This window comes from Pseudodesulfovibrio sp. zrk46 (genome assembly GCF_012516435.1).
GTDB lineage: Bacteria > Desulfobacterota > Desulfovibrionia > Desulfovibrionales > Desulfovibrionaceae > Pseudodesulfovibrio.
Window position 1 is genome coordinate 1733891 of sequence record NZ_CP051216.1, and the last position, 12999, is coordinate 1746889.

The following is a 12999-nucleotide window of genomic DNA, read 5'->3' on the forward strand; positions in this document are numbered from 1 at the left end:
CCGCCTTCGGCGGAATTTATCGGATGATTTCGCCTCCGGCGGGCAAGGACTCGCGCCCTTGCATCCCGCTTATGCGCCTCCGGCGCGAAGTGTTATTGCGCCAAAGGCGCAGAATGGGTTTCCAAAGGGTTATAGCCCTTTGGCCGTCGGAGACGAAATCACCCGACAATGGAGGCCACAGGCCGACTTCCCCTTCTCTTCAGTCAGCTTTCACTTCCATCAACTCTTCCCACACGGTGGTGTACCGGGGCGATCGCATCTCTCGTCGCATTTTCCATGGCCCGTTGCCGAGGCCCGAGGCCGCGAATTTTACCGTATCGCGTCCCCAGCGGCGATTGCAGAGATCGACGGCTTCCATGATGGGCGCGTTGCGATCGTGGGCGTCGGGCGGCAAGTCGAGCAGACTGAGCCAACGACCGTTGACAGGCTCCAAACCGGATAACATCACGCCGCACTTCTTGTAGGAATAGCCTTCGCGATAAATGCGTTTCATGCCGGAAAGGGCGGCCTTGATGATGGTCGGCGAGTGGGCGGTGCTCACGGCAAGCGGCATGGAGGCGGTGTTGTTGTATTGCCGCTCCATGGTTCGGAATCGGTTGGTTTCCAAATATACGAGTACGTGGGATGCCACGGAATTCTGCTTGCGCAGCTTCTCGGCGGCGCGGGTGGCATACTGGGCCGTGGCTTCGAGCATGTGGTCGCGCTGGGTGACGGGCTGGCCGAAAGAGCGGGACGAGACAATGGTCTTCTTGGGCACCGGGCCTTGGGCGAAGTCGAAACAGGGTAAGCCGCGCAACTCCAAAAGCGTGTGGAGACCGGTGACGGTCATCTTCTTTTTGACCCACTCCCGCTTGAGATCGCGGAAGGCCAGAGCGTTGGTGATCCCTTCTTTGCGTAGGCGTTTGGCGTGGCGGCGTCCGATACCCCAGATATCATTGATCTCGGTCCACTTGAGCACCAGATCGGGAGCCGGGCTGTCGGTCAGATCAAAAACGCCCCGGCAGCGAGGTTGCTTCTTGGCGAAGCGGTTGGCCAGCTTGGCGAGCGTCTTGGTGGGGCCGATGCCGATGGATACGGGGATGCCGGTCCACGCCTCTACCGTGGCACGCAACCGCCGGGCGAATTGCGTGGCCCCGCCCTGTATGCCGGACAGATCGGCGAAGGCCTCGTCGATGGAATAGATTTCCACCGCGGGCGCGAATCGGCCGATCACCCGCATGACCCGCGCCGAAAGATCGCCGTAGAGGGCGTAGTTGGACGAAAAGACCTCCACACCCAGCCGCTCCAACTGACCTTTGCACTTGAAATAGGGGGTGCCCATACCGACGCCCAACGCCTTGGCCTCGGCTGACCGGGCAATGATGCAGCCGTCGTTGTTGGACAACACCACAATAGGCGTGTCTCGCAACTCCGGCCGAAAGGCCCGCTCGCACGAAGCATAGAAGTTGTTGCAGTCGATCAGAGCGTAAGATTTCATGAAAACGACCTCGGACAAAGACAAGGAATAGCCCCGCGCCAAAGGCGCATCCTTACCTGCCTTTCCCCTTACACCTTGTGCACCACATGCCGAACCACACCCCAGACCTCGAATTCGGTCTCGGGAGTGAGATGAATGACACTGTACTCGGGATTCTCCGGTGACAACGCCAACCCGTCCTCGGTTCGTGTGAGCCTTTTTACGGTGAACTCGCCATCCACAAGCGCGATGACGACGTTGCCGGGCCGCGGAGATTGGGACCGATCCACTACCAGAATGTCGTCGTGATGAATCCCGGCCCCGATCATGGAATCGCCGGACACGCGCACGAAATAGGTCGCCTCGGGCCGGGGCGCGACATAGTCATTCAGGTCCAGCGGCTTCTCCAGGTACTCCTCGGCGGGCGAGGGAAAACCGGCAGCCACCGATCCCCAGGCAAGAGGAATGTGACGACGCGGCGCAGCAGGGCGACTTATGGCCCCAACCCAGCGCGCCTCACCCATGGGCGATTCATCTGTGACATCAAAAGTAGAGTCAATCTTCATAAAACATTTTTCTAAAAAACGAGAACGATTGTCAATCAAAATAAAACAAAAGTATGTAAACCTTTCTTGTGCTGATACGGTTGTAGGGCGAGCAAAAGAACGCACCTCACTTGCAAACATAGATCATTTCATGCACGGTTTGATGATTCCAACTGCGCCAGGCGGGGGGACTATTGAAATGACCATAATAATCAGGAGAGATAGATGAAACGTACATTGATTTTCGTACTGGCAGCACTGGCTGTTATGGCTGTGGCCTCCACGGCTCTGGCTGAAGAGGTTCCGGAACTTCGCGGCACCTGGCAGGGTACGTCCTATATCCACTCCATCGATGGGCTGGTGACACAGGAGGCTGCCATGGTCATCAATGTGCAGGAGGGCCGTCAGTTCCGCGGCTACAAAATGTGGTTCAATGACAAGAAGATCCTGCAACGCGAAGTGGTGGCCGGCATCTTTGACAAGGATGGCCGTATCTACTTTGGTGAGGGCGACAGGGGCTATGCCTTTGGCTACCTGACCGGCAAGGAAAAGATGACCATCAACTATCTGGAGAGCGGCGCAACGGCCAAGACCATCATTCTGGAGCTGGAGCGTGTCCATTTCTCCGCCGGATTCGTTGAGATCGACAAGGACGGTGACAAGACCATCATCCAGTCCGAGATCACCACGTACTATCCGCTCAATGCCGAGCGCATCATCAAAGAGGCAGACCGTGACAATGACGGCAAGCTGACCATGAGCGAATGGGAAAAGTGGAAGAAAGGCCACTAGGCGATACCATCACGGAAATAGAAAACGGCAGGGACCTGTGTTCCTGCCGTTTTGTCGTTTTAGCGCTAGTTGCGCGATTTTCGGAAGAGCAGAATCCCTGCGATCAAAGCTGCCAGTATGCCCGTAACCATGATCAGCAGGCGACTGTCTTCTGAGGAGAGGGGGTGGTCGTCTTCGGTGATCCACTTGTGGCGGATGTCTTCAATCTCCGTTTTGGTGAGCGATTCAATACCTTTCTGCATGATGGAAAGCAGTATGGCGTCGTCCTTGCGGACACCTATGCGCAGGGCGTTGGAATACGGCGTGTGTCCGATGACCCGCAGGTCAGACATTTGGTTCTCCTTGATCAGGTAGGACGCTTCTTCTAAGGAAGCGAGCAGGGCGTATGCCTTATCCTTATCAAGTGCGATGAGCGCTTCCATGGTCGATTGGGCCTTGTAGGTGGCGATGCCGGGATGGTCCTGATGCATCAATTCCTGTGATTTGTGGCCGTCTACCACGGCAATGACCTGGCTCGGGATATCAGATAGCCCGTTTTCCAACCATACATCTTCCTTGCCGATGAGCACTATCTGGGAGTGAAAGTAGGGACTGGTGAAGTCAAGAAACCGTGCGCGTTCCGGCGTGGTGTTGAGTATGGGGAGGATGTCGCAGGTGCCGGCCTTGGCAACGGCCAGCGTTTCCACCCAGCTTTTTGTCCGGATCACGGAAAAGGGAACGCCCAGTCGTTTGGACAGCAGGGCGATGATGTCGGCGCCGATGCCTTTGTATTCTCCTTTCGCATCCAGAAATTCATATGGCGGCCATACCGGATCCGCCGCCAGGGTCAGCTCTCCCTTTTTGTCTAGATACGCCTGCTCCTCCGACGTCAATTCGATGGACGGTGCGACGGCCATGGCAATATCCACGAAAGTAAGGACCACAATCAATGCAACAGTGGTCAGGGATGCGAGCATGGTTTTATGGTCGAGGGTCGAAGTGCGCATGATCTCTCTTGGTTACCGAAGTTTCTTGTATGCCAGATAAACGCCTGTCAGGCACACCAGCAGGACCAGAACCAGCCTGATGACGAGGGGATTGTTGCTTTCGACCTGCAGGTCTTCGGCAACCCATTTGGAAGAGATGACTTCCTTTTCCGTATTGGTGATGGAGCGTATTGCCTTGCGCATGATGGTCGCCAGAATATGGTCATCCTTCCGGATACCCATGCGTGGCTCGTTGAAAAATTCGGTGTGGGCGATGACCCGAAGGTCTTTCAGCTGGTTTTTGCGGATGAGGTGGGCGGATTCGAGAGTGGTGGAGATGGTGGCGTAGGCATTGCCTTCACTTACCATGAAGAGGGCCTGTTCCATGGTGTCTACGTGTTTGACCTTGATAGAGGGGAAGTCCCGGCGAATATCCTCATCCATCTTGTAGCCCCGGACCAGCGCCATGGTCTTGCCGCGCATGTCTGACATGCCGTTGCTGAGCCACTGGCCTCCTTTGCCGATGACTACGTAGCTGGAGGTGAAGTAGGGGGAGGTAAAAAGGAGATACTGTGATCGCTCGGGCGTCTTGTTCAAAATGGGGAGGACGTCGCATTTCCCGTCTCGTGCCAGCTTCAGACTTTCAGTCCAGTTCTTGGTGGGAATCCTGCGGAACGGGATGCCAATGCGTTGGCTGATGAGCTTGAGGTAATCCGCTCCCATACCGGAGTATCGCTCTTCGTTATCGACGAATTCAAATGGCGCCCATGATGGGTCACAGGCAAAGGTCACTTCGTTCTTGTTGCCGAGGTAGAGTTTTTCTTCCGTGGTCAGTCCGAGTAACAGGCCTGTCTGGGAGAAAAGGTGGGTGACATCTTTCTTGCCGTTCTGTGCCATGGCCGGGGTCGAATATGCGGCAAACGCCATGAACCATGCTGTCAGTAACAGCAGGGGCCAGTGGTGGTTGCGGATGTATCCAGACGTTCCGATCATGTCTCTTCCCGGTCATTCTAACCGTTGAATAAAAATATGTTTATCCGTGTCGTTTTTCTCTCTTCCTGACGCCGTGTAATATGTGTTCCGGCTTTGGCCTTATTCTACATCCGACTCTTCTTCCAAGGTAAAGAAGAAGGCCGCTTCGCCTTCGGGCCCTTGCTCGGTCATGATCTTGCCGCCGTGTCGTCGTATGGCCCGGGCAACGATGGTCATGTCGAGACTTGTTTCAGAGAACTTGTCTTGATCCAGTCGGGACAAGGTGCAGATGGGAGTCTGCTTGGACGTAGTGTCAAAGGGGGCACCATTGTCCCTCACCATGAACCACGTTGCGCCTTCCCTGACCTCGGTCTGGAAGGCTATGCTGGGCTGCGCCTGTTCCTGGCTGCATGTCCATGCGTTGCCCAGCAGGGTTCCCATGATCATCCGCGCCATCTCAACGTCGGCGTTGGCCTTGAGATGGGGAGCGATGTACGCGTTAACGTGTGGCTCAGGCATGTGGGCGTGCAGCGCCTCGACGACGTCCAGTGCCATGGCGCTCAGGTCCACTTCGGTTCGTTCCAGAGGCCGTGTCGCCAGCGCTGTGAGGTCCAAAAGATCGTCGATGCGTCGTTCCAGCCCTTCGGCTGTCTGTCGGATTCTTTCGAGCTGTTCACGACTTTCTTCGCTCAACTCTTCCCCGCGTTGCTCGTTGAAGTCCGTGATCATATCGTCAATATTATGCAGGGGCAGACGCAGGTGATGGGCGAGGCACAGGGACAGGGTCTTCAACTCTTCGTGCAGGGTCTTCACTTCCTGAAAGCGTGACCACGCCCGTCGCTTCAATTCATCGGCCTGTTCCGACATCATGGCTTCCCGTTCCCGGTAATAGTCCACACGCTTCTTGAGTTCTCCCGGGGTGAGCTTCAGGTCCGCAAGGATGTTCGCATACATGTTGGACAGCTTCTCGCGCTCTTCCTCGGTGTAGACTTCAGTGCTCACGACAGCCATGTGTGCTTCGGCCGCACCGACGGCTCCGGCGAGACTCTTTTCCACTTCGCTGAGGAGTTCGGTCAACTCGGTCAGCGAGACCATTTGCCGTCTCTGTAAGCCGGTTCGATCAAGGCTGTTGGCGAACATCAGCTTGGCGTCGGATTCCGGCACGTAACGGGTCAGGGTGTCGATGATGCTGGAGGCCTTGGCCATCAAGTTGATGGTGGGCTTATCGTCCTGCTTGGAACTTTCGCTTTCCTTGTTCATGATGTGGACGAAGTCCTGTGCCAACGCCACTTCTGTGGAAGTTTGGCGGGTCATGAGCGAAAATCCCACATACAGGGAAATGTTGAGAAGCATGGACCAGAACACGCCCTGTGAGAGAGGGTCGAGTACCGTCATGCCGAGCAGCCCTTCGGGGCGGAGATACTCCAGACCGAAGAGGCCGTCCTTGACAATTGCCTGTACGGTCACGCTTCGAGGGCTGAGGGTCGGGAGAACCAGTGTGTAGAGCCAGATGGAGAAGCCTGCCATGAGGCCTGCCAGTGCGCCGGTCTTGTTGCCTCGTTGCCAGAACAGGCCGCCGAGGATGCTTGGCCCGAACTGGAGCGCGGCCGCAAAGGAGATCATGCCCATGTTCACCAGCAGGAACCGCTCGACTGCCATGCTCTCGAACCAGTATCCGGTAAGGATGACCACCACCACGCTTAGCCATCTGAGGGTGAGCAGGCGGCGTCTGAGCGGTTCAAGGATAGGGATGGTCCGGATGACCGGCAGCAGGATGTGGTTCACCATCATGGTGGAGAGGGTCATGGAGGAGATCATGACCATGGAGACGGCAGCGGACACACCGCCTATGTAGACGAACATGGTCAGCCACGGCTTGTCATGCCACATGGGGAGCCGGAGTACGAAGGTATCTGCCCATGTGGAGGGGAAACCGATGCGAACGCCTTCCAGGGCGATGGGGATGACGAACACGGAAATGAGCAGCAGATACAGGGGAAGTATCCACATGGCCGAGGTGAGGTGCCTCTCGTCGCTGTTCTCCACCACTGTGACATGGAACTGCCGGGGCAGGAACATGATGGCGGACATGGAGAGTATCAGGTAGGTGGCCCATGTCGAATAGGGCGACTCGGTCGGCCCGGACAGGGAGATTACCTCGTCGATGGGGATACCCATGGCGCGCGTGTTGCGGATCATATCCTCAAAGCCAGAATGGACGGTGAAGGTGACGAACACGCCGCACGCCAGAAAAGCGAACAGCTTGATGACGGATTGCACGGCCACGGCAGTAATCATGCCTTGATGGCGCTCCGTGGGGTCGAGGCGGCGCACACCGAAAATGATGGTGAAGGTGGTCATGAGGAACACGGCCACGGGCCCGATCAGGTCCTGCAGCCATGAGTGGGTCTGCCCTGTGTCGCCCACGATGATGGAAAAGGTGGCTACCACCGACCGTAGCTGCAGTGCAATATACGGAGTGATGCCGAGCAGGGCCGCACACGCAGCCATGGCTGCCAGCATGGGCGACCGGTCATAGCGGGCGGAGATGAAGTCCGCGATGGAGGTGATGCGGTAGCGGTGCTTGATGCGCACCATGCGCCGCATGATCTGCCACCACAGGATGATCATCAGGGTCGGCCCGATATAGACGGTGGTGAAGAGCATACCCGAGGTTACAGCCTTGCCCACGCTGCCGTAGAATGTCCATGAGGTGGCATAGACTGCCAGCGACAGCCCATAGACCATCGGGCTGCCGGCGACACGCTTGCTCAGAGATGAGCGACCCTCAACCCATTGTGCAAGCAGGAAAAGCACCAGGAAGTAGGACAGCAGAATAGTGAGGACTGTAATGGGGCTGAACATGGATTACGCCCCCCTGTCCTTGTCGCGTCCCAGGCAGCGCCCCATGATGACCAGTAGACATACCAATACACCCCACACGAGGAAGATGTAGCTGAACAGCGATGGGCCGCCGTCTTCGGCACAAAGGGAAAGAAGCGGCCAGCTGAACAGCAGTGTGCCCAGATGAAAGAGGAGCAACGCAAGGCCCCGGGATTGGAAAAAGGCAATCAATCGATCCACAGCCATCCCCTTGCTACGGCCTGAGGACATGAAGGTCAGTTCCGAAGAGATTTCTCAGGCCTAGGAAATATATAGCAGATCATGCCACCGATGGCTAACCCATTAGAATGATAATTCGCCAAGAAAAGAAAAGTTGGGAGAATCAGTAAAAAAATGTCTGGCTGGGCTTAATTGCGATGCAACTCAAAGGTTGTTTGGTCCTTGAGAAGGCGGAAACGAAAGGCATCACAGGCGCCGTCATCCACCACGAGCAGAGGGGACTGGTTGTCCGGATATTCTGCCCGCAGCGAGATACTCTGGGCACACAGCCCGTTTTGCCCGTCAATGGGGATGGCTACATGGGCAATGTGGTCGGAGCCCCCTATCAGCACCGCCATGATGGCAGTGGCCGTGTTGTCCGGTAATTGCCCTGTGCGGATTCCAAGAAAAGCGTCGTCAAAGATGCCGTCATGGTTGAAGTCATCGGAGACTACATCCGGGTGCCAGAAGATATCACCGGGAAGCTGGTCCCCGGCCAGACTGATCAAACGGGCCAGATCCGTAGGCCAGACGATTTGGTCAACCAGTTGGGTCGTGCGGGCGCGCACCAGCTCTGCGTGACAAAGCAGCCGGACGCCGGGCGCCATAGACCCTCCGCGAAACTGGTCTGCCTCATACTCGCACTGTGCATCCCGATAGGCCTCCCAGGCCTTTTGCGAAGCCTCCAGCATCTCTCTGTCCGTCTCGTCACCAGCCTGTTCCAGTATTTTCTTGTAAGCGGCATCGAGCAACTTCTGCTCCCCCCGAAGTAATCGGTCGGCGCAACGGTTCATCTCCCCCTGCGTTCCGGCGCAGTTGTCCACGGCCTCCGCCAAGGCAGGCAAGGAAGGAAACGAAAGGAAAATCATCAAGGCAAGGCAAATAGGATAACGATACATGGTATGACTCCAAATTTGATTCCAAACAGGTACCCCACCACCCAGAATCAAGCAATAAATCTCTCAACCCCAGCGTCCTCTTCTCCAATACCACCGTAAGGCCCTTGGGTGCAAAGCACCCAACACCGAGTCTCTTCCTCGTCCTTGGAGGATCGGCGACTTCCTCTCTTCTCCCCGACACCGTGAGGCTTTGTAGAGTGGTGCAGCTGCAAGGCGACAGGCACGATTTGAGCGGAGGCGTAGCAACGCTACGTCGAGCATCAAATCGCGCCTGGCAACGCCGCAGATGCGCCGCTATACAAAGCCGTGTAGCTCACCCACAACGCAATAAAAAAGCCCGGCTGATTAGCCGGGCTTTTCAATTGCGTTGTGGGTGAGCCTAGTAGTGGATGTCACTCTCGGTCATGGGAGTGGCAAAGTGCTTGTAGACCCAGAACTGGTAACCGATGACGATGGGAACGAAGACCAGAGCCACACCGAGCATGATGGACAGGGTGAGTTCGCTGGATGCAGAGTTCATGATCGTCAGGGAGTGGGCCGGGTTCGGGTTGGACGGGATGATGGCGGGGAAGATGCCGATCACGCCGAACAGAGCCACGCCGCCAATGTAGGCGCAGGAGGAAGCCCATGCCATCCAGTACTTCTTGGCACCGAGGTAAGTGCGCATCATGATCAGGCCGCCCACGGGCAGGGCCAGGACCACGAAGAGGAACGGATAGACCATGTAGTTGCTGAACAACTGGGTAGCCATGGCGGTGTACACCAGGAACAGCACGGTCAGCACTACTTCCACGGGCCAGATCTTGGTGGCCAGGGATTCTGCACGGGTGTGCAGGTCGCCGGTGGCGCGGATGGTCAGCCAGAGCGCGCCGTGCATGACGAAGATCACCACGAACAGGACGCCGCCTGCCAGACCGTAGGGATTCAGCAGACCGAACAGGCCAGCCTGGGAGAACCCGGTGTTATCCAGAGGCAGGCCCTGGAAGATGTTGCCGAAGGCCACGCCGAGCAGCAGTGCGGGCAGGAACGAACCTGCGAAGTGAGCCCTGTCCCAGATGTTTTTCCAGGTCTCGCTTTCCACCTTGGAGCGGAACTCGAAGGAGACGCCGCGGATAATCAGCGCAAAGAGCAGCAGCATCAGCGCGGTGTACAGCCCGGAGAACATCTGGGCGTAAGCGTACGGGAATGCAGCAAAAGTGACGCCGCCCGCAGAGATGAGCCACACCTCGTTGCCGTCCCAGAAGGGACCGGTCGAGTTGAGCATGGCGCGTTTTTCCTGCTCGTTCTTTGCGAGGAACGGGAGCAGGGAGCCAACGCCGAGGTCAAAGCCGTCGAGGATAAAGTAGACGGCCCACAATACGCCCCAGAGGACGAACCAGATCATGGCAAGGTAATAGTGCCAGGAGCCAACTTCCATAATTTCAGTCATCGGAGATTCTCCTTGTACTCTTATCTCAGGCTAGACCTGGATGGGAGTGTTATCTTCAGGGCCCTTCTTGGCCAGCTTGATCATCAGCCAAATGCCTGCAGCGCCGAGAACGGTGTACAGGGCACACATGAGCACGAAGGAGAAGCCGACTTCACCGGTGGAGACCGGGGAGACCGCATCAGACGTGCGCATCAGGCCGTAGACAATCCACGGCTGGCGGCCAACCTCTGCCAGTACCCAACCCGCCTGAATGGCGATGTATGGAATCGGAATGGCGTAGGGGAGGTACTTGAGATAGAGCGGGAACTTGTCGAGTCGATTACGCATGACCCAGCCGAACAGGGCAAGGGCAGGCATGAGCGTGCCGAGACCAACCATGATGCGGAAAGCAAGGAAGGTGATGGTAATGGGCGGACGATCTTCCTTGGGAATATCGTTGAGGCCTGTCACCTCGGCGTTGAAATCATTGAATGCGAGGAAGCTCAGTGCGCCGGGAACGGGCAGGGCTTCGATGAGGTTGCCGTCTTCACCGGGGACCAGCAGCAGATAGAGCGGTGCGTTCTTCTGGGTTTCCCAGTGGGATTCCATGGCGGCCAGCTTTGCGGGCTGCTTCAGTGCCATGTTGTTACCGTGCATGTGACCTTCCACCGCAGTGAAGATGGTGGCGACCACGGCCAGGGAAACAGCCACGTTGAAGGACTTCTGGAAGAACTCGGTGTTGGACTTGCGATACAGGTGCCATGCGGAAACGCCCATGATGAAGAAGGCGCCTACACACAGGGAAGCCGGGATGACGTGGAAGAATTCCAGCCAGGCCCATTTGTTGGTGATAACCTCAAAGAAGTTATCCAACTCGGCGCGTCCGTTGCGAAGGACGTACCCTTTGGGATCCTGCATGAAGCCGTTGGCGATGAGAATCCAGATGGCGGACATGTTGGATGCGCCGGCCACCAGCCATGCAACGATGGCATGCGCCTTGGGAGAGAGCTTGTCCCAACCAAAGTGCCAGACACCGATGAAGGTGGATTCGAGGAAGAAGGCTACCGTGGCCTCGATGGCCAGCAGGGAGCCGAAGATATCACCCATGAACATGGAGTAGCGGGACCAGTTGGTACCGAACTGGAACTCCAGGGTGATACCGGTGACGACGCCGAGGGCGAAGTTCACCAGAAAGATTTTCCCCCAGAATTTCGCCATTTTTTTCCACACCTCATTCCCGGTGCGGACATATGCCGTCTCCATACAGGCGATGAGAATGGAGAGTCCCAGAGTCAATGGGACGAAGATGAAGTGGAACATGGTGGCCGCGGCAAATTGCAGCCTGGAGAGCATTAGCACATCCATACAAACCCCCTTGCGGATATTGCCATCTAAATACCTTTACCTACTTTGAAAGTTTTCATCCGGGCAATGTAGCCCCGGCTTCTTCTAAAATCAAGAATAATTATTATTTTTATTTATTCTTCATTTTGATGGGCTGCCCCGTGGATTCGAGGACGGCTCGCCAGTAATTAGAAGTGATGTTTATACTTTTTTTGCCGGTTGTGACAACATCCATGGGGATATGTACATACCGGCCGTTCCAGCGGGAAATGACCATGCCGGTGCGTCCCGACATGCCAGCGTGTACGGCGTTGATGCCGAGGAACGAGCAGTAGATGCGGTCGTTGGCGTTGGCCGGGACCGAGCGGATAATGTAGCTGGGGTCGATATATTTCAGGGTCGGTTTGATGCCCTGATCCGTGAAATGCTTGATGATACGTTCTTTGAGTAGCAGAGCGAAGTCCCCGAGCTTGACGTTGCCGGAGGCGTCGGTCTCTGCTGAGGCTTTCAGATGCTCCTGCCCCGCGCCCTCGGCCACGACCACCACGGCGTTGCCTGCGGTGCGCATGCGCTTCTCAAGGACGGCCAAAAAGCCTTTTTCGCCATCAAGATCAAAGGGAGCTTCCGGTACGAGGACGTAGTTGACTTCCTGACAGGAGAGGGCGCACTGGGCTGCGATGTAGCCCGCATGACGGCCCATGACCTTGACCAGACCTATGCCCCATGGGGCGCCCGTGGCCTCCACATGTGCCCCTCTGATGGCGGTGGTTGCAGTTTCCACGGCGGTGTCAAAGCCGAAGGAGGGCGACGCGTAGTTGATGTCGTTATCAATGGTCTTGGGCAGGCCTACCACCGAGATGGAGAGGTTGCGCTGGGTGATTTCCTTCACCACCTTGCTGGCCGCGCGCATGGTGCCGTCGCCGCCGATCATGAACAGGATGGAGACGTTCATGCGCTCCAGAGCGTCGACAATGGCTTCGGGATCCTGCGGGCCGCGTGAGCTGCCGAGGATGGTGCCGCCGAATTCATGAATACGGCTGACATACTCCGGGGTCATCTCGATGACATCGTGTCCGTATTCGGGGATAAAGCCCTCCAATCCGAATTTGATGCCGAGGACCGAGGGTACGTGGTATTCGTGATAGGCGGTCATGACCACGGCGCGGATGACGTCATTGAGGCCGGGGCAGAGCCCGCCACAGGTGACGACAGCGCATTTGGTCTTACTGGAATCATAGTAGATTTTGTCACGGGGTCCGGCAGGTTCAAAAAAGATGTGCTTGGGCTTGGAGCGGGATCGTTTGGTCCCTTCCACATTGCGCCGCGAGATGTTCACCAGAACAGCGTCATCGTCTTCCACAAAGCGACCGAACTTGATCGGGTTATTGATTTTGGCCTCGCCGACCACTTTGATTTCCGTGCTTTTTGGAAGCAGGGATTCATCCTGGTTGCTCTTCATAAACGGTTCCCCCGGGAGAATTAACAGAGATATCGCGCCTATTGTTATATGTATTTG

11 protein-coding genes are annotated in these 12999 nt (G+C 56.7%); 1 reads left to right on the top strand and 10 read right to left on the bottom strand.

Annotated elements, in window-relative coordinates; all coding sequences use genetic code 11:
- Window positions 1–199: 199 nt before the first annotated feature.
- Window positions 200–1477 (bottom strand): Y-family DNA polymerase, encoded by a 1278-nt coding sequence (locus tag HFN16_RS07895; protein WP_168890239.1) that lies wholly within the window; start codon window positions 1475–1477, stop codon window positions 200–202.
- Between the two features lie 68 nt (window positions 1478–1545).
- Window positions 1546–2022 carry a translesion error-prone DNA polymerase V autoproteolytic subunit gene (gene umuD, locus HFN16_RS07900; RefSeq protein ID WP_247648478.1) on the bottom strand — a complete coding sequence of 159 codons (477 nt, stop codon included), beginning with the start codon at window positions 2020–2022 and terminating at the stop codon, window positions 1546–1548.
- A gap of 204 nt (window positions 2023–2226) precedes the next feature.
- Here umuD and HFN16_RS07905 point away from each other — a divergent pair, with 204 nt between their 5' ends.
- Window positions 2227–2793 (top strand): calcium-binding protein, encoded by a 567-nt coding sequence (locus HFN16_RS07905; RefSeq protein ID WP_168890240.1) that lies wholly within the window; start codon window positions 2227–2229, stop codon window positions 2791–2793.
- 65 nt (window positions 2794–2858) lie between these two features.
- Here the strand turns inward: HFN16_RS07905 and HFN16_RS07910 are convergent, their stop codons facing one another.
- From HFN16_RS07910 to HFN16_RS07945, 8 genes are all read right to left on the bottom strand, one after another.
- On the bottom strand, window positions 2859–3779 hold the full coding sequence (locus HFN16_RS07910) for a transporter substrate-binding domain-containing protein (RefSeq protein WP_168890241.1): 921 nt from the start codon (window positions 3777–3779) through the stop codon (window positions 2859–2861).
- A gap of 12 nt (window positions 3780–3791) precedes the next feature.
- A complete protein-coding gene (locus tag HFN16_RS07915; protein WP_168890242.1) occupies window positions 3792–4751 on the bottom strand; it encodes a transporter substrate-binding domain-containing protein in 960 nt (319 codons plus the stop codon).
- A gap of 99 nt (window positions 4752–4850) precedes the next feature.
- On the bottom strand, window positions 4851–7595 hold the full coding sequence (locus tag HFN16_RS07920; RefSeq protein ID WP_168890243.1) for a hypothetical protein: 2745 nt from the start codon (window positions 7593–7595) through the stop codon (window positions 4851–4853).
- Between the two features lie 3 nt (window positions 7596–7598).
- Window positions 7599–7844, bottom strand: coding sequence for a hypothetical protein (locus tag HFN16_RS07925; protein ID WP_168890244.1), 246 nt, complete (start codon window positions 7842–7844; stop codon window positions 7599–7601).
- Between the two features lie 137 nt (window positions 7845–7981).
- Window positions 7982–8731 (bottom strand): lysozyme inhibitor LprI family protein, encoded by a 750-nt coding sequence (locus tag HFN16_RS07930; protein ID WP_168890245.1) that lies wholly within the window; start codon window positions 8729–8731, stop codon window positions 7982–7984.
- A 379-nt stretch (window positions 8732–9110) separates the two neighbouring features.
- On the bottom strand, window positions 9111–10160 hold the full coding sequence (cydB, locus tag HFN16_RS07935) for a cytochrome d ubiquinol oxidase subunit II (RefSeq protein ID WP_168890246.1): 1050 nt from the start codon (window positions 10158–10160) through the stop codon (window positions 9111–9113).
- 30 nt (window positions 10161–10190) lie between these two features.
- A complete protein-coding gene (locus tag HFN16_RS07940) occupies window positions 10191–11504 on the bottom strand; it encodes a cytochrome ubiquinol oxidase subunit I (RefSeq protein ID WP_168890247.1) in 1314 nt (437 codons plus the stop codon).
- A gap of 109 nt (window positions 11505–11613) precedes the next feature.
- Window positions 11614–12942, bottom strand: a complete 1329-nt coding sequence (locus HFN16_RS07945; RefSeq protein WP_168890248.1) for an ATP-dependent 6-phosphofructokinase — start codon at window positions 12940–12942, stop codon at window positions 11614–11616.
- Between the last annotated feature and the right edge of the window lie 57 nt (window positions 12943–12999).